The organism is Nocardioides sp., assembly GCF_004803405.1.
Lineage (GTDB): Bacteria > Actinomycetota > Actinomycetes > Propionibacteriales > Nocardioidaceae > Nocardioides > Nocardioides vastitatis.
In genome coordinates this window covers 1-16,784 of the sequence record NZ_SSXI01000299.1, presented here as the reverse complement: position 1 = coordinate 16,784, position 16,784 = coordinate 1, and the positions used below count along the sequence as shown (strand labels likewise).

At 68.6% G+C, this 16,784-nt stretch carries 15 protein-coding genes; 9 read left to right on the top strand and 6 right to left on the bottom strand.

Going from position 1 to position 16,784, the window contains the following annotated elements; all coding sequences use genetic code 11:
• Positions 1-276, top strand: a 276-nt coding sequence (locus E7Z54_RS20825) for a response regulator transcription factor (RefSeq protein ID WP_136436653.1), incomplete at its 5' end; no start/stop codon positions are given.
• Positions 277-320: 44 nt separating this feature from the next.
• On the opposite strand, the gene E7Z54_RS20820 is transcribed toward E7Z54_RS20825, so the two are convergent.
• The 6 genes from E7Z54_RS20820 to E7Z54_RS20795 are packed head-to-tail and all read right to left on the bottom strand — an operon-like array spanning position 321 to position 5,005.
• On the bottom strand, positions 321-1,364 hold the full coding sequence (locus E7Z54_RS20820; RefSeq protein ID WP_136436652.1) for an LLM class flavin-dependent oxidoreductase: 1,044 nt from the start codon (positions 1,362-1,364) through the stop codon (positions 321-323).
• Positions 1,361-1,627: a tautomerase family protein gene (locus E7Z54_RS20815; protein ID WP_136436651.1), complete on the bottom strand. Its 267-nt coding sequence runs from the start codon at positions 1,625-1,627 to the stop codon at positions 1,361-1,363. The genes E7Z54_RS20820 and E7Z54_RS20815 overlap by 4 nt, the downstream gene beginning before the upstream one ends.
• Before the next feature lie 2 nt (positions 1,628-1,629).
• Entirely contained in the window at positions 1,630-3,117 is a 1,488-nt protein-coding gene (locus E7Z54_RS20810; RefSeq protein ID WP_136436650.1) for an aldehyde dehydrogenase, read from the bottom strand.
• On the bottom strand, positions 3,110-3,841 hold the full coding sequence (locus tag E7Z54_RS20805) for an alpha/beta fold hydrolase (RefSeq protein WP_136436649.1): 732 nt from the start codon (positions 3,839-3,841) through the stop codon (positions 3,110-3,112). The genes E7Z54_RS20810 and E7Z54_RS20805 overlap by 8 nt, the downstream gene beginning before the upstream one ends.
• A gap of 10 nt (positions 3,842-3,851) precedes the next feature.
• Positions 3,852-4,403, bottom strand: a complete 552-nt coding sequence (locus E7Z54_RS20800) for an amino acid synthesis family protein (protein WP_136436648.1) — start codon at positions 4,401-4,403, stop codon at positions 3,852-3,854.
• Entirely contained in the window at positions 4,400-5,005 is a 606-nt protein-coding gene (locus E7Z54_RS20795; RefSeq protein ID WP_136436647.1) for an amino acid synthesis family protein, read from the bottom strand. Before E7Z54_RS20795 ends, E7Z54_RS20800 begins: the two co-directional genes overlap by 4 nt.
• A 284-nt stretch (positions 5,006-5,289) precedes the next feature.
• On the opposite strand from E7Z54_RS20795, the gene E7Z54_RS20790 reads away from it, so the two are divergent.
• The 8 genes from E7Z54_RS20790 to E7Z54_RS20755 all read left to right on the top strand — a co-directional run.
• The gene (locus E7Z54_RS20790) at positions 5,290-6,948 is read left to right on the top strand and encodes a BCCT family transporter (RefSeq protein ID WP_136436646.1); all 1,659 of its coding nucleotides are present in this window, start codon (positions 5,290-5,292) and stop codon (positions 6,946-6,948) included.
• Positions 6,941-7,372, top strand: a complete 432-nt coding sequence (locus E7Z54_RS20785) for an ester cyclase (RefSeq protein ID WP_136436645.1) — start codon at positions 6,941-6,943, stop codon at positions 7,370-7,372. The genes E7Z54_RS20790 and E7Z54_RS20785 overlap by 8 nt, the downstream gene beginning before the upstream one ends.
• Positions 7,373-7,391: 19 nt before the next feature.
• Positions 7,392-7,895: a flavin reductase family protein gene (locus E7Z54_RS20780; RefSeq protein ID WP_136436644.1), complete on the top strand. Its 504-nt coding sequence runs from the start codon at positions 7,392-7,394 to the stop codon at positions 7,893-7,895.
• A gap of 63 nt (positions 7,896-7,958) precedes the next feature.
• Positions 7,959-8,600 (top strand): GntR family transcriptional regulator, encoded by a 642-nt coding sequence (locus E7Z54_RS20775; protein ID WP_206056438.1) that lies wholly within the window; start codon positions 7,959-7,961, stop codon positions 8,598-8,600.
• Between the two features lie 110 nt (positions 8,601-8,710).
• Entirely contained in the window at positions 8,711-10,108 is a 1,398-nt protein-coding gene (locus E7Z54_RS20770; RefSeq protein WP_136436654.1) for an NAD-dependent succinate-semialdehyde dehydrogenase, read from the top strand.
• A gap of 312 nt (positions 10,109-10,420) precedes the next feature.
• Complete coding sequence (locus E7Z54_RS20765) at positions 10,421-11,008, top strand: methyltransferase family protein (protein WP_136436642.1); 588 nt, start codon at positions 10,421-10,423, stop codon at positions 11,006-11,008.
• Positions 11,009-11,219: 211 nt separating this feature from the next.
• The gene (locus E7Z54_RS20760; RefSeq protein WP_136436641.1) at positions 11,220-15,386 is read left to right on the top strand and encodes a DUF7507 domain-containing protein; all 4,167 of its coding nucleotides are present in this window, start codon (positions 11,220-11,222) and stop codon (positions 15,384-15,386) included.
• Between the two features lie 90 nt (positions 15,387-15,476).
• Positions 15,477-16,784: hypothetical protein (locus E7Z54_RS20755; RefSeq protein ID WP_136436640.1), on the top strand; the 1,308-nt coding region annotated here is incomplete at its 3' end.

Below are 16,784 nucleotides of genomic sequence, written 5' to 3'. Positions count from 1 at the left end.
TCAGAGCATCACAGTGGGGCCAAATGGGGTTGTCATACTCATCCCGACGCCGACCGGGCTCGCGAGCTCCTCGGCGAAGCCGACCATGCCCTGAGTCCGCGGGAGACACAGGTGCTCCAGCTCATCGTCGCCGGGCACACGAACGCCGAGATCGCCGCGAACCTGCACCTCAGCGAGCGGACGGTTCACCGGCACGTGAGCAACATCCTCACCAAGCTCGGCCTACCGTCCCGGACCGCCGCGGCGATCCATGCGGTCAGGAACGGCCTTGTCTGAGAGCGCCGTTCGGATCGTCGCCGCCGTGGTCGTGTGTGCGTCGCTCAGGCGAAGGCCGGCAGGACCTCCTTGATGAACAGCTCGAGGGACTTCCGCTTCTCCTCGTGGGGCAGGCTGTTGTCGCACCAGAAGCTGAACTCGTCGACGCCGAGCTCCTGGTAGGAGCGGAGCCTCTCGATGACCTCTTCCGGGGTGCCGATCATCGCGGTCTTGTGCAGGGAGTCGGGCTCGAACTCCGGGCGTCCAGCGAACTTCGACTCCGGACTCGGCTCGAGGAACCCGTTTACCGGCGTGGTCTTGTTGCCGAACCAGGCGTCGAAGGTGCGGTAGAACTTCGAGATCGCCTCTGCCGCGGGCCGCCACCCGTTCGGTTCGTCGGGGGAGTGGACGTGGGTGTGGCGCAGCACCATCAGCTCGGGGCGCTCGACCTCTGGGTGGTTCGCCACCGCGGTCTCGAACTTGTTCTTCAGGTCGACGACCTCCTCGTCGCCCTTCATCAAAGGCGTCACCATGACGTTGCAGCCGTTGGCCACCGCGAAGTCATGGGAGTCGGGGTCGCGGGCCGCGATCCACATGGGCGGGGTCGGCTGCTGGACCGGCTTCGGGACGCTGGTGGAGGTCGGGAACTGCCAGATCTCGCCCGCATGGGCGTAGTCGCCCTGCCAGAGTGCGCGGACCGCGGGCACCATCTCGCGCAGGTGCTTGCCACCGTCGGTGGCTGGCAGCCCACCGGCCATTCGGTCGAACTCGAACTGGTAGGCACCGCGGGCCAGGCCGACCTCCATCCGGCCGTCGCTGATCACGTCGAGCAGGGCGCACTCGCCGGCAACCCGGATGGGGTTCCAGAACGGGGCGATGATCGTTCCTGCTCCCAAGCGAATGGTCGAGGTCCGCGCGGCCAGATAGGAGAGCAACGGCATCGGGCTGGGAGAGATGGTGTACTCCATGGCGTGGTGCTCGCCGATCCATACAGTGCTGAACCCGCCGGCCTCGGCCATGAGGGTCAACTCTGTCAGGTTCTCGAAGAGCTGCCGGTGGCTGACCTCTTCGTCCCATCGCTCCATGTGCACGAACAACGAAAATCTCACGACTGCTCCTCGTCTTCCAGGTCGGCGGCCGCATCCGAGCGGCCAGGTCCCTTGCTCTGTACGTTGGTCCGGCCGGCGTCCATCTCGGTGAGCGTGACGTCCCCTGTAGCCCAGTGGGCCCGAGGTACCTCCCGCACGACCACCCGGATGTGTTCTGGGCGGGTGTCGACCGCCCGCAGCACAGCCCCGTGCACCTCGCGCATCAGGCAGCGAATCTGCTCCGGGGTACGGCCGGACCCGATCGTGATCTCCACGTTCGGCATGGTCAGCTCCGCAGCACGAACGGGTCGGCCACCGGGTCCTCGCTGGTGTTGATCCAGACGCTCTTGAGCCGGGTGTATTCGTGGATCGTCTCGGTGCCGTGCTCGACCCCGACGCCGCTGCTCTTGAAGCCCTGCCGTGGCGACATCGGTGACATAGCCCGGTAGGTGTTCACCCAGATGGTGCCGGCTTCGAGCCGAGCAGCCATCCGGTGTGCCCGTGAGAGGTTCTGCGTCCACACCCCCGCCGCAAGGCCGTAGTCGGAGTCGTTGGCGAGGCGGATGACCTGTTCCTCGCTGTCGAACGGCATGATCGCAGCGACCGGGCCGAAGATCTCCTCGCGCACCACCCGCATGTCGTTGTCGACGTCGACGAGCACGGTCGGCTCGTAGAACCATCCGCCCAGGCCGGCGTCTGTCGCACGACCACCGGTCAGCACGCGGGCACCCTCGCTACGGCCCAGGTCGACGTATCCGGCGACCTTGTCGCGCTGATCGGCGAACGCCAGCGGCCCGAGCTCGGTCGTCTCCTCCAACGGGTCGCCGATCCGGATGGACTGCGCTCGCTGCGTGACCCGCTCCAGGAGTTCGTCGTAGACGGCCCGATGCGCGAACACCCGGCTGCCCGCGATGCACGTCTGACCGGCCGCGGCGAAGATGCCCGCGACCACACCCATCGCTGCGTTCGGGACATTGGCGTCCTCGAAGACGATGTTCGGCGACTTGCCGCCGAGCTCGAGTGTGGAGCCGATGAAACGACCCGCAGTGGTCGACGCGATCCGCGAACCGGTGACCGTGCTGCCCGTGAAGGAGATCTTGGACAGCTTGCGGTGCTCGACCAGTGCCTGCCCCGCCTCGACACCGAACCCGGTCACCACGTTGACCGCGCCGGGCGGGAAGCCCGCCGCCGCGACGAGCTCCGCCAGCCGCAGGATCGTCGCGGAGGTGTACTCCGACGGCTTGACCACCACGGTGTTTCCCGCGCACAGCGCCGGGGCGAGCTTGCTCGACGTCAGCGTGAGCGGAGAGTTCCACGGCGTGATCGCGCCGACCACACCCAGCGGCTCACGTGAGGTGTAGTTGAGGATGTTCCGATCCGATGTCGGAATGACCGAGCCCTGGATCTTGTCGGCCAGCCCAGCGTAGTAGTAGTAGTACTCCGGCAGCGTCGCCAGTTGGCCACGCATCTCGCGGAGCAGCTTGCCGTTGTCCTGGCTCTCCATCCGAGCAAGCTCCTCGGCGTTCTCGGCGATGAGGTCGCCGAGGCGACGCAGCAGGTGACCGCGCCGCGTCTGGCTGAGATCGCGCCAGCGCGGGTCCTCGAATGCGCGGACCGCCGAGGTGACTGCACGGTCGACGTCGTCGGCGTTGCCGCGTGCTGCCTCGTAGAGGACGGCGCGGGTAGCCGGATTCGTGCTCTCGAAGTACTCCGAGGAGGCGGGCGCGACCCGCTCGCCGCCGATGAAGTGCTCCAGACGGGTGATCTCAGGCATGGGCATCCTCTTCGATGAGGGTCGTCATTGCGTCCACCAGTTCGCGGGGACGCTGGACCGGCAGCATGTGGCGCGTCTCGGGTACGACGACCGCGCGACAGTTCGGCAGCACCTCGGCCAGGCGGTGGGTCATCTCCGGAGTCGAGCCCGGATCGTCGGCTCCGGTGATTGCCAGTGCCGGCGCGGAGATCTGACCGAGCAGCGGCGCCACATCCTCGTCCCCGGCCGCGAAGACCCGGTAGCAGGCGAGGAATGAGGAAAGCGAGTTGGCGAGCAGCGTCGACTCGGTACGGCGTACCCACTCCTGCGGCACGTCGGTGCCGCCGTACCAGCGTTCGATCGAGACGGCTGCGCTTGTGCCGAAGTCGGATTCGGCTGCTCGAAGCCGTCCCAGCACGGCCCTGCGCTCGTCGTTGGTGCGGCGACAAACCGAGCTGACGGACGTCAGGGTTGCTACGAGCTCGGGTCGATGCGCTGCGATGTGTTGCGCGACCAGCGCGCCCAGTGAGAATCCCAGGACGTGCGAGCCCGCAGGGATGTCTGCGATGACGCCTTGCGCGAGGTCGGACAGAGTCGTGCCAGGAGGCGCCGGCGGGCACGTTCCGTGGCCGGGCAGGTCCGGCGCGCGCACTTCGAAGCGGTCGCGCAGTAGAGCGGCCACGGGCTCCCACATCGTGTGATCGAGCCCCACCCCGTGGAGCAGCACGATCGTCGGCCTGCTCACTGGTTCGGTCTCACTGCTCGGTGGACAGGGGGGCCAGCCGCTGCTGCGGCCGCCCCTGGGCTGCGGCCGCCAGGGCCACGACGATCTCGCCCGGGTGAGGGGCATCGGCAACGCGCACCTCCACCGTCTGGTGGTGGGAGCGGATGCTGGCGTCGGTGATGTGCTTGAGCGGGATGTCGAAGGCGACGCCCGTCGGACCACGCTTCTCGACGGCAGGCAGCAGGGTGGTCGCGTTCGCTGCCTTGCGGAAGTGGTCACCGAACTTGAGGGTGTGGATCAGAGCGGAGCCGTGCTCGATCTCGCCGTCCAGCCCAACGATCGCGGCCTTGCCGTACGCCTCGGCAGGGGCCTTTAGTGCCTCCAGGACCAAGGGCGACAGGAGGGCGCCGAGATCTGACGCGTTGGCGTCGATTCCCGCGGTCAGGTCCGGGACGAAGCCCTGTCCTGCCCACGGGTTGTCTATCACAGCGGCGACGACCGCGACCCGGGCCGGCGGCCATACTTCGCGACCGCCCTCCGAGCGGATCTCCTCGACGACAGTGACGATCTTGCGGATGTTCATGACAGGACACCTTCCAGGGTCTGGGACGTGATGACAGGGTCAGTGGTGCGGTCACCAATGCGCGGATGTGGTCGGGGACCCGTCGAGGCAGCTGCGACGACGACGATCTCGTCGGCTCTGGGTGCGTCGGGGATGCGGACGTCGACTGTCTGGTAGTGGCTGCGGGTCGCGGCGTGGCTCTTGTGCCACAACGGCACCACGAGTGGTTGGCCCGCGTCCGTCCGGGCGTCCGCGAAGCAGATGATCGACTCCCCTCCGAGGAACTCCCGCACGAGGTTGCCGAAGTACGGCGTGTGGATGAGCGCCCCACCGTGCTCGATCTCGCCGGCGGAGCCGACCAGTGCGGCCTTGCCGAAAGCTTCGATCCGCTCGACGCCGCCAAGTGCCTGGAGCAGCCGGTCCGTGACCAGCTTGGCCAGCCGGGGAGCCAGTTCGGAAACGGCGGGAGAAAGGTCCTCGCGGGGTCCGGTGCCGAGCCAGGGGTTGCTGATGACAGCAGCCACGCTGGCCCTCTCGGCGGGTATGGCCGGCGCCAGTCCCGCCTCGGTCAACACCGCCTCGCGGTAGAGGACGAGCTTGCGGAGCCACGGATGGTCTTGCATGCAACAAACCGTAGATCAGTGTGTTGCATGCGTCAAGAAGGTTCCTTTCGGATTCGGCTGGCCCTGCGGTTGACCGTCGGCCCGGGACCGTCCAGATCCTCGGATCGGCGCCTGTGGCCTGCAAAATAGGGCGTCAGTGAGAGTGAAGTGCCGTGATATACCGCCACGCGCTGGACGGATTTTAGACACCTATTGACACGCCCCATGTGACGTGCCTAACGTCCTCTTGCATACCACAGAGGTCGGGTCGTTCCGCCTCGGACACAGGCGAAGAGGGAGTCCCCATGTCCAGTCATCTCCGCGCTGACGCGCCGGACACGACCGATAGCCGGTCATCGGTAGAGCCTCTCGCCGAGGGCGCCCGGTCCCCGGGCGGCCGACAACGCACCCCTCGTGCCGAGGGTCACCTCGGATCGGTCTTCTGGACGAGCGTCGGGGTCTCCGCACTGTTCGTCGCCTGGGCGGTCATGTTCACCGAGAACTTGAACAAGGTCACCGCGAACTCGCTGAACTGGGTGACCGAGAGCTTCGGTTGGACCTACCTCGTCGTGACGCTCGGAATTCTCGTGTTCCTGGTGTTCCTCGCCTTCAGCCCTGCAGGTGAGATCCGGCTGGGCAAGGACACCGACCGACCAGAGTTCAGGACGATCACCTGGTTCGCCATGATCCTCAGTGCCGTGATGGGCATCGGGCTGGTGTCGTACGGCGTTGCCGAGCCGATCTCTCACCTGGACACGCCGCCACACGGGTTGGCAGAGCCGGGCACGCCCGAGGCAGCGATCCGGGCGCTGCAGTACTCCTACTTCGACTGGGGGCTGCAGGCGTGGGCGATCTTCGCCGTGTTCGGCTTGGCGATCGCGTACTCGACGTACCGCAAGGGTCGCCGGACGTTGGTCAGCCAGCTCTTCCACCCGCTCCTCGGTGACCGGGTCAACGGCCCGATCGGCAAGCTGATCGACGTCCTGGCGGTGTTCGCGACGCTCTTCGGGACCACGACGTCGCTGGGCCTGGGCGCCCTGCAGGTGAACAACGGACTCGGGCGACTCTTCGGCGTTCCGATCACATCTGTCAGCCAGGTCCTGATCATCGCGGCCGTCACCACGATCTTCACCCTCTCTGCCGTGACCGGTGTCAGCCGGGGGATCAAGTACCTCAGTCAGGGCAGCGCGGCTCTCGCGGTGCTCCTCTTCGTGTTCGTCCTCATCGTCGGGCCGACAGTGTTCGTCGCCAACCTGTACGCCGAGTCCCTGGGCATGTGGGCGACGGACTTCTTCCGGATGAGCCTGCAGGGCACTGCCTTCGGCGATCTGCAGTGGATGCAGTGGTGGACCTACTTCATGATGGCGTGGTGGATCTCGTGGGGTGCCTTCGTCGGCGTCTTCCTGGCCAGGATCTCCAAGGGGCGCACGATCCGTGGCTTCATCCTCGGAGTACTGGTCGTGCCGAGCGTGGTGTTCTTCACCTGGTTCGCCGTCTTCGGGGGCACCGCCATCCACATCGACATGTTCCAGGGCGGCACGATCGCCGACCAGACTGCGACCGACATCAACAGCGCGTTCTTCGCCACGCTTGACCACTTCCCACTGGCGACGGTCACCTCGGCGGTCGCGATCCTGCTGGTCGTGATGTTCTTCGTCTCCGGCGCTGACGCCAACACCTACGTCCTGTCGATGATGACGTCGAACGGCTCTCTGACCCCCCGTCGTTCCGTGCTGGTCCTGTGGGGGGTGCTTACCGGCGTCACCGCGATCGTGCTCATGCTTGGCGGTGGCCTCACCGCCCTGCAGAACACGGTGATCGTGACCTCGCTGCCCTTCCTGTTCATCATCGGCGGCGTCGCGGTCTCCTTCTACAAGGAGCTGGCTCAGGAGCGACGAGACGCCAAGACCGGCGAGTTCGCGACCACCGCACGACGCGGGACTGAGGGAGATGGCCGTGCCTGACGACGACGCCCGCCGCAAGGCGATCAGGGCGGCCTGGGAGGCTGCCTGGGACAGGGGTGAGGTCGGAGCCCTCGACGACCTCTTGAGTCCGTCATACCGACGACTCACCCGGCACGACGAGGAAGGCCAGGACCTGACGGCGTTCAAGGCCTCGGTCATCGCCACGCGGGCTGCGTTCCCCGACCTCGTCACCACGATCGACGACATCGTCGTGGACGGCGACCGAGCCGCGGTTCGCTGGCACAGCGTCGGCACACACCAGCACGGGTTCCTCGGCGTGCCACCCACGCGCAAGGAGGTCGAGGTCACCGGTGCGACGTTCGCGCGGTTCGAGGGCGACCGGATCGTCGAGGAATTCGTGACCTGGGATCCGCGTGCGCTGCTCGCGGCCCTCGGCATCATCAGCGTGGGCCAGGACCAATGACATGACGAGGAGCACTGTGATGGCAACCCATCCCGTCGCGCCAGACACCGACGTGATGAAGCAGGTCAACCGCAAGTTCGTGACCGGGGTGACCGTGGTCACCGCGATGGACGGCGATTCGCCACGCGGTCTCGCTGTCAACGCCTACTCGAACATCTCGCTGGACCCTCCGACGGTGATGATCTGTGTGCAGCGCACGTCGTCGACCCACGACTGTCTCTACGCCACGGACCATCTGGCCATCAACATCCTCTCGACGGAGCAGCTGGACGTGGTGAACACGTTCGCAGGCAAGGCGCCGGACAAGTTCGCAGGTCTGAACTGGACGCCGGGGCCGAACGGAAGTCCAATGATCGAACGCAGCAGTGCCCAGATGGAGGTGGAGATCCGCGAGCGGCTCCAGGCGAACACGCACACGGTCTTCATCTGCCGTGTGCGGCACGCGGCGGTGTCCGACCGTGCGCCGATGGTCTACGCCGCAGGGCAGTTCTTTGACGGTGCCGCACTTCCCGGACTGGGATGATCTCCTCGACGTGTCGGCGAAGGAGGCAGGATGAACGGATCGTCCAATGGGTCGAGTAGCCGTTTGATCCAGGGTCAGGTGATCGAGGAGATGCGGCGGCGCATCATCAAGGGAGCCATCAACCCCGGCGCACCGCTCTCAGAGCTCGCTCTTGCCGAGGAGTTCGGTGTGAGCCGGACTCCCGTGCGCGAGGCGCTCAAGCAGCTGCAGACCGAGGGGCTGGTCGAGATCCGTCCGCGTGTCGGGACCTTCGTGACGACGCCGTCCCGGCGCGAGATCACTGAGCTGTTCGAGATGAAGGAGCTGCTCGAAGGCGCTGCCGCGCGACTCCTGGCCCAGCGCGGCCGGGTGCCTGAGATCGACCTGTTGGAGGAGAATCTTCGTGAGGCCGACGCAGCAGTGGCGCGTGATGACCGGGCACGCTACGCGCAGCTGGTCGAGGAGTTCCACGACCTCCTGATCCAGGGCGCCGACAACGGAAAGCTCGAAGCCCACTACCGCATGCTGATGAACCAGCTCGCCTACTCCCGCCTCGTCAACACCTCCCTCAGCCAGCCGGGCCGTCCGCTGCAGTCCGATCGCGAGCATCACCTGGTGCTGGAGCTGGTCGTCGCGAAGGACGGCGACAGCGCCGAGCGCGTCATGCGCGAACACGTCCGGGCCAGCCGCCAAGCCCTGATGGCCGGCCTTCAGTCCTCACTCTGACGCCCTACCGGGTTTCACCGAAAGGCACCACCGTGACGCTCAGTCATGCCCTCGACCAGTACATCCCGGCGCTCGAGCCCGAGCGAGGACTCTTCGTCGGAGGGCGCTGGATGGCCGCCGACAGCACCTTCGAGGTCGACGACCCCGGCACTGGCGCCATCGTCGCGGCGGTGAGTGACGGTACCCGCGCGGACGCAACGGCGGCGGTCGATGCCGCCCGGCAGGCCTGGGCCGAGTGGCGCGCGACCACCCCGCGAGCGCGCTCCGAGATCCTGCACAGAGCCTTCGAGCTCATGCACGACGACATCGACGTCCTCACCGAGCTGATCATGATCGAGAACGGCAAGCCTGAGGCCGACGCGCGCGGCGAGGTGTCCTATGCCGCGAAGTTCTTCCGTTGGTTCGCGGAGGAGGCCGTACGCCCAGGCGGGGAGTTCGGCGAGGCTCCCGGCGGTGGCAGCCGTACGGTCGTGACCCATCGGCCGGTCGGGGTTGCCGCGTTGGTCACCCCCTGGAACTTTCCCGCGGCGATGGTGACCCGCAAGGTCGCGCCCGCGCTCGCGGCGGGCTGCACCGTCGTACTCAAACCGGCGGCCGAGACGCCGCTGACCGCGCTGGCGATCACGCGACTGCTCGCCCGGGCTGGCGTCCCGGACGGGGTGGTCAACCTCGTCCCCACGACGGATGCGGCCGGTGTGGTCTCGACCTGGCTCCAGGATGTGCGGGTCAGGAAGATCTCGTTCACCGGGTCGACCCCGGTCGGCCGGATCCTGCTGCAGCAGGCGTCGGAGCGGATCGTGAACTCCTCCATGGAGCTGGGCGGCAACGCCCCGTTCGTCGTCACCGACGACGCAGATCTGGACGCCGCCGTCGAGGGAGCGCTCCTGGCCAAGTTCCGCAACGGCGGGCAGGCCTGCACGGCAGCGAACCGGTTCTTCGTCCACGAGGCGGTCGTCGACGACTTCACGGCGAAGTTCGGCGCGGCGGTCGAAGCCTTCCGAGTCGCTCCCGCCGCTGACCGCGGTGCCCAGATCGGTCCGGTCATCTCTAAGCGGGCCGCGGTCAGGATCGAGGAGGCCGTGGCCGACGCCGTTGCCTCCGGCGCCAGGGTCGCCCATCGCACGCCGCTGCCGAGCGACCTGTCCGGCTACTTCGTGGCGCCCACTGTGCTCCGCGACGTCTCACCCGACGCGTCGATCATCCAGGAGGAGATCTTCGGTCCGGTAGCGCCGATCGTCACCTTCTCGACCGACGAGGAAGTCCTCGACCACGTCAACTCCTCGGAGTACGGGCTCGCCGCGTACATCTTCGCCGGCGATCTGCGTCGTGCCTTCAAGCTCGCCGAGTCCGTCGAGGCAGGGATGGTCGGCATCAACCGCGGTCTCGTGTCCGACCCGGCCGCACCCTTCGGTGGCGTCAAGCAGAGCGGCCTCGGTCGCGAGGGCGCGCGCGACGGCCTCCTCGAGTTCACCGAGACGCAGTACTACAGCATCGACTGGTCAGGGTGAGGCCCGGGGCCGAAACCTAGGATGGATCCCATGAGCTCAGCGATAGCCGGGCCACGAGATCGCCGTGCCCCGTCTGTGTCGGCTCGATCGTCGAGTCCGCGACGCTCAAGGTCGACGCCAGGGCCGAGGACCTCAAGGCGGGACGGCGGGCCGGTGACCGGGTTCGATTCCAGCTGTTGCCGGACATGTTTCTCAGGCCCGGAGCGAACATCGAACGTTCGGTTTCGCGGCCGGGATCCTCACCGCCGGACGCGCGCGATGGCAGACCACGTTCGCGGCTGGGACGCGCGGATCATGCGGTGAGGAGGGGCCTTGCCTGAGAGCGCCGTCCGGATCGTCGCCGCCGTGATGGCCCTCGCCAACGTCGCGGTCGTGATCCTCGTCCTGCTCTGGGAACGCCCGGGCAGAGCGGCGCGCATCCGCACACCAGCCCAGTGGCGGGTGCCACGAGTGGGCACGCTGCTCATGGTCCTGCCGCTGGCATATCCGGTGGTGGTCGTGGTGGCGCCGGGTTGGCTCACCTGGCGTGCGAGCACCCTGCTGCACGTCGCCGGTCTTGTCCTGTGGGCACTGGGCTGCTCGGGAGTGCTGTGGTGCGTCCGGGTGATGCGGGGCCAGACCGGCGCCGACGGCGTCGTCGAGGGCCACCGTCTGGTGACGACGGGGCCGTATCGCTTCGTGCGACACCCCATGTACGTCGCAATTCTGGCGACCTCGGGCGGGAGCGCGATCGCGATCGGCTCGTACGTCGTCGCGATGGCGGCGCTGGCCTTCGTGCCCGTCGCCGTCTCGTGGGCGGCCACTGAGGAGCGTCTGCTGGTGTCCTCCGAGCTGGGACAGCAGTACCAGGAGTACGAGCGTCACGCCGGTCGGCTGGTGCCGCGACTTCGACGCCGCTGAGGCCGCAGAGGCCGCAGAGGTCTGAGCCCACCCGCCTGGCGTCCTGTGCGGGCCGAGCAGTGGACCAGGCGAGGACCAAGCTGCGGACCAATTCGGGCGATCCCTGCGGACTTCTCATCCACGGACGGCTGAGACCGCGAGCACCCGCGATGCTAGTGTCCGCCGACCGATTGTCTCGAGGGCTCTCGTAGTTTCAGCAAGGAGCGTCGCCATGGCCGCGTCCCGGTCCCCCCACCCCCGCGGCAAGTCGGACGTGAGGCGCCGCCGTTGGTCTGCGCTCCGCCTGGCGGGCGCGGCGCTGGTGCCGGTCGCGTCACTGGTGGCTGTGGTGGCGACCGCGCCGATCCCAGGCGTCACGCCCGCGGCCCAGGCGGCGCCAGGCGTGCCGGTCGCTCCGACGACGTTGTACACCGAGAACTTCGAGAACCGTGCCGCGAACTCGAACCTCCTGCTGACCGACTACACAGGGTCGTCCGGCATGACCTACACCGGCAGCTCCCTCTGGGTCAATCGCGCGAACTGCAACGGCTTCATCATCAACCGGACCAGCCCGACGGTCGCCGGGGACTGCGGCAGCGCCGCCACCTACGACAATCTGACGGCGCTGCCCCATGCCCTCGGCATCCTCGCCGGTGCGGCGAACCCGAGCGCGAACGCCGCGGCTGCCGCCTACACCAGCTCCAACGGCGCAGACGGCCTGATCCAGTTCCGCACCGCCGCACCGCTGACGCTCCCGTCCGCCAGCGGTCGGTTCGTGACGTTCTCCGTCGACGCAGCAGCCGTGAACTGTTGGGCGCCCGACCAGCCCAGGCTCCGGTTCTATCTGGTCGACGGAAGCGGTGTGGAACGACCGGTGTCCAGCACGCCGATCAATCCCTGCATCGACGCAGGTGGCCAGGACATCACTGCTCTCTCGGCCAACGGGAACGCGCACTCCGTCAGGGCAGGGCGGTTCTCGGCCAACGGCTCGATGCTGATGACCGGCAACACCCTGGGCATCGTCATGCGCAACGAGGAGGGTGGCGGCTACGGCAACGACGGCGCCTACGACAACATCCGCGTCCTCGACGTCACCCCGACGCTGGACAAGTCGTTCACCCCGACGCGGGTCACCACGGGTGGAACCTCGACTCTGACCTTCACGATCACCAACACCAGCGAGCTGGGCTCCAAGGAGGGATGGTCGTTCACGGATGCTCTGCCCAGCGGCCTGACCATCGCACCCGGCAACACCTCGACGACGTGCCCCTCCGGCGCGGTCAGCGCTCCAGCGGGCGGGACATCGGTGTCCGTCACCGGCAACCTGAGTACCGGGATGGTCTCCTGCACCGTGACCGTCGACGTCACCTCCGACACGACCGGCACCTACACCAACGGCCCCGACAACGTGACGTTGACCGGTCTGAACCCGCCAGGCACATCGAGCGTCGCGTTCAGCGATCCGTCGATCTCGCTGGTGAAGTCGGCGTCCCCCTCGTCAGCCGCGGCCTACAGGGCAGGCGAGGTGATCGAGTACTCGTTCCTGGTGACCAACACCGGTGATGTGCCGTTGAGCGACGTCGGCGTCAGCGAGACGGCGTTCTCCGGCAGTGGTGCGATGTCCGCCATCGACTGTCCGTCCACGACGTTGGCGGTCGGTGCGTCGATGACCTGTACGGCGGACTACACGTGGACGCAGGCCGACGTGGATGCCGGGTCGGTGGACAACACCGCCCGGGCCACGGGGACCGACCCCTACGACGTGACGGTCACCGACAACGGCTCGGTGAGCGTTCCCGCGACGTCGTCTCCTGGCCTCACCTTGCTGAAGTCCGCGGACAGGTCCTCGGTCTCGGCGGTCGGTGAAGTCATCACCTACTCGTTCCTGGTGACCAACTCCGGCAACGTCACGATCGACGACGTCACGATCGACGAGGGCGCGTTCACCGGCACCGGGTCGATGTCCGCCATCAGCTGCCCGTCCGCCCCGGTCGCTCCCGGCGACCAGCTGACCTGCACGGCGACGTACGCGGTGACCCAGGCGGACCTGGACGCCGATGCGCTGACCAACACCGCGACCGCGGCGGGCTTCACGCCCACCGGTGTGCGAGTCGAGTCGCCGCAGGACAGCGCCACGGTGACCACTGCCGACGACCCTGGGCTGAGCATCGTGAAGAACGCCGCCCCCGCGTCCGCGCTCGCGGCCGGCGACGAGATCACCTACTCGTTCCTGGTGACCAACACCGGCAACGTCACGATCGACGACGTCGCGATCGACGAGGGCGCCTTCAGCGGCACCGGGTCGATGTCTGCGATCAGCTGCCCGCCGGCCGCGGCCTCCGTGGCGCCGGACGACCAGGTGACCTGCACCGCGACCTACACGATGACCCAGGCCGACATCGATGCCGGTGACCTGACCAACACCGCGACCGCGAGCGGCAACCCGCCATCGGGCCCGCGGGTCGAGTCGCCGCCGGACACCGCCACCGTGGTCACGCCCGACGACCCAGCGCTGACCGTCGTGAAGACGGCCGACCCCGACGCCGCGGACGCGGTGGGCGACGAGATCACCTACTCGTTCCTGGTGACCAACACCGGCAACGTCACGATGGACGACGTCACGATCGATGAGGGCGCCTTCACGGGCACCGGGTCCCTCTCACCGATCAGCTGCCCGCCGGCCGCGGCCTCGGTGGCGCCCGGTGGGGACGTGACCTGCACGGCGACGTACGAGTTGACCCAGGCCGACGTGGACGCCGGCGGGGTGACCAACACCGCGACCGCGACCGGCACGCCGCCGTCCGGTACGCCGGTGGACTCGCCGCCGTCGACCTCGACGGTCACGATCACCCCCGCGCCGGCACTGACGGTGGACAAGAGCGCGGTGCCCGGCACGGTGAGCGATGCCGGGGACGTGGTCACCTACCGGTTCCTGGTCACCAACTCCGGCAACGTCACGATCGACGACGTCGCCATCGACGAGACCGCGTTCTCCGGGGCGGGTCAGCTCTCGGCGATCACCTGCCCGGCAACGTCGCTGGTCTCCAGTGCCCAGATGACCTGCACAGCCACGTACGAGGTCACCCAGGCCGACGTGGACAACGGCGAGCTCACCAACACCGCGACCGTCACCGGCACGCCGCCGTCCGGCCCGCCAGTCGAGTCGCCGCCGGACACCGCCACGGTGACCACTCCGGACCGCCCCGAGCTGAGCCTCGTGAAGTCCGCCTCGCCGACAGGCCCGGGCACCTTGAAGGCCGGTGCGGAGATCACCTACTCCTTCCAGGTCACCAACACCGGCAACGTGACGATGACCGACGTGAGTGTGGAGGAGCAGTCCTTCTCGGGCAGCGGACCGATGTCGGCGATCAGCTGCCCACCGGGCACGGACACCCTCGCGCCGGGCGGCCAGATGACCTGCACCGCGACGTACACGGTGACCCAGGACGACGTGGACGCAGGCGGCATCACCAACGTCGCCGCCGGCACCGGCACCCCGCCGGCGGGCCCACCGGTGCAGTCCCCGCCCGACGAGGTGACGGTCACCGAGCCGGCCTCGCCCGCCCTGTCCCTGGTCAAGTCCTCGGACGCCGACCGGCTCACCGAGGTCGGCCAGGAGATCACCTACTCCTTCCTGGTGACCAACACCGGCAACGTGACGCTCACCGCGGTCGCCGTCGACGAGGGCGCATTCACCGGCTCCGGCGAGCTCTCGCCGGTGACCTGTCCCGCGGCAGCGGCTTCGATGGCCCCCGGGGAGCAGATCACCTGCAGCGCGACGTACACGGTCACCCAGGCCGACCTCGACCAGGACTCGATCACGAACACCGCCACCGCCACCGGCACCCCGCCGTCCGGCCCGCGGGTCGCTTCCAGCCCGGACACGGTGGACCTGCCCTCGACGGGTCGTGGCGTGCTCGAGCTGACCAAGCGGGCCGACGCGATCGACGTCGACGGTGACGGAACCGTCGGCGCGGGAGACCGCATCGACTGGGACATCGAGGTCACGAACGTCGGCACCGCCACGGTCCGGGACGTCACCGTCTCCGACCCGACCGCCGGCAAGGTGAGATGTCCTCGCACGACGCTCCGACCCGGGCGGTCGATGACCTGCACGGTGCGGGCGCACACGGTCACCGCCGCGGACATGGCGGACGGAAGGGTGCGCAACACCGCCACGGCCACCGGGAGCGACGTGGGCGGCGTCTCGGTCACCTCCGACGACGGCAGCGCGACGGTCGCGCTGTCCTCCAATGACGACGGTCCGCTCCCGGACACCGGTGCCGGCGTCCTGCTGCCCGGCGCGGGCATCGCCGGCGGCCTGGCAGTGCTCAGTGGACTCTTCCTGCTGCTGTGGGGCCGCCGTCGATCCGGACTGGCGGGAGAGCTGCGCCCCTGAGACCCGGCGCGGCATCCGGCCGGCGCGACCGTTGGGCGGGCCGGGTTGCGGGTTCCGTGTCCACCTGCCAGCCTGATTCCGGAGGCGCGCATGATCCCGTCCGCCCTGGAATCCGGTATCTCGGCGCTCGCCTCTGCCCGGTGGCAGACGGCACATGATCTCCTCCGGCAGGCGGTCGCAGAATCTCCCACCGGAGCGGCCGTGGAGGCCCTGGGCGATGCCTGCTCGTGGCTCGACGACGCGGACACCATCGAGGTGCGCGAGTGGGCCTATCGCTGCTACCGCGAGGAGGGTGACCCGGGGGGCGCCGCCCGCGCAGCGATCGGCCTGGCGTTCGACTACCTGACCTTTCGTGGCGAGGCCGCCGTGGCCCAGGGGTGGCTGGCGCTGGCCGCACGGGCGCTCGCCGACGTGCCGCTCTCTCCCGAGCACGGCCATCTCGTCGTGTGGGAGTCGGACTTCGCGATCAGTGTCGAGGGCGACCCGGTCGTCGCGGCGGACAAGGCGGCCGAAGCGGTCCGGATCGGGCGCGAGCTCGGCATCCCCGATATCGAGCTGATCGGCCGGGCCCAGGAAGGCATCACCCTTGTGCTGAAGGGCCGGATCCCCGAGGGCATGCGGTTGCTGGACGCCGCCGCCGCGGCGGCGATGGCGGGCGAGATCGCTGACCCGGCCTACGCGGGGTACGCCGTGTGCTACGTGATCAACGCCTGCGAGATGGCCCAGGACTCGCATCGAGCGGCGCAGTGGTGTCGTCGGCTGGACGCCCATTGCCAGAAGGTCGGGATGCGGGCCCTGCAGCAGATCTGCCGCAGCGAGTACGCCGGGGTGCTGGTCGAGCAAGGGGAGTGGGACCGTGCCGAGGAGCAGATCATGGTCGCCGCTGAGGACCTCGCCAGGCGGCGACCCGGGCTGGCCGGTGAGCCGCTCGTGCGGCTGGCTGAGCTCCGCCGCAGGCAGGGCCGCACCGACGAGGCGGCCGAGCTGTTCGCCCAGGCCGAGGGGCATCCGCGTGCCCTCCTGGGGCTGGCCGAGCTCGCCCTCGACCTCGGCGACCCGGTCGGTGCGGCGGCGCTGGCCCGGCGCTTCATCCGGCGGTGCTCGACCGCGGACAGGACGTTCCGGGGCCAGGGACTCCAGGTGCTGGTGGCGGCCAGTGCCGAGGCCGGTGATCTTGAGGCGGCACGCGGGGCGCTGAAGGAGCTCACCGAGGAGGCTTCGGAGGTGACTCGGGGCGCTCACCGGGCGGGGATCCGGTTGGCGGCCTCCGCACTGCTCCTCGCCGAGGAACGCCTCGAGGCCGCCCGCGAGGCGGCCGAGGACGCGGTCGACCTCTACGACCGGGCCGGCGCGCCCTTCGGTGCGGCCCGGGCGCGCGCCGTGCTGGCGCGGGTCCTG

Excerpts from the sequence above, each read along its gene's own strand:
- E7Z54_RS20810 (WP_136436650.1), bottom strand. The coding sequence starts at position 3,117 with ATGCCTGAGATCACCCGTCTGGAGCACTTCATCGGCGGCGAGCGGGTC.
- E7Z54_RS20795 (WP_136436647.1), bottom strand. The coding sequence starts at position 5,005 with ATGCAAGACCATCCGTGGCTCCGCAAGCTCGTCCTCTACCGCGAGGCG.
- E7Z54_RS20800 (WP_136436648.1), bottom strand. The coding sequence starts at position 4,403 with ATGAACATCCGCAAGATCGTCACTGTCGTCGAGGAGATCCGCTCGGAG.
- E7Z54_RS20780 (WP_136436644.1), top strand. The coding sequence starts at position 7,392 with ATGGCAACCCATCCCGTCGCGCCAGACACCGACGTGATGAAGCAGGTC.
- E7Z54_RS20770 (WP_136436654.1), top strand. The coding sequence starts at position 8,711 with ATGGCCGCCGACAGCACCTTCGAGGTCGACGACCCCGGCACTGGCGCC.
- E7Z54_RS20760 (WP_136436641.1), top strand. The coding sequence starts at position 11,220 with ATGGCCGCGTCCCGGTCCCCCCACCCCCGCGGCAAGTCGGACGTGAGG.
- E7Z54_RS20790 (WP_136436646.1), top strand. The coding sequence starts at position 5,290 with ATGTCCAGTCATCTCCGCGCTGACGCGCCGGACACGACCGATAGCCGG.
- E7Z54_RS20815 (WP_136436651.1), bottom strand. The coding sequence starts at position 1,627 with ATGCCGAACGTGGAGATCACGATCGGGTCCGGCCGTACCCCGGAGCAG.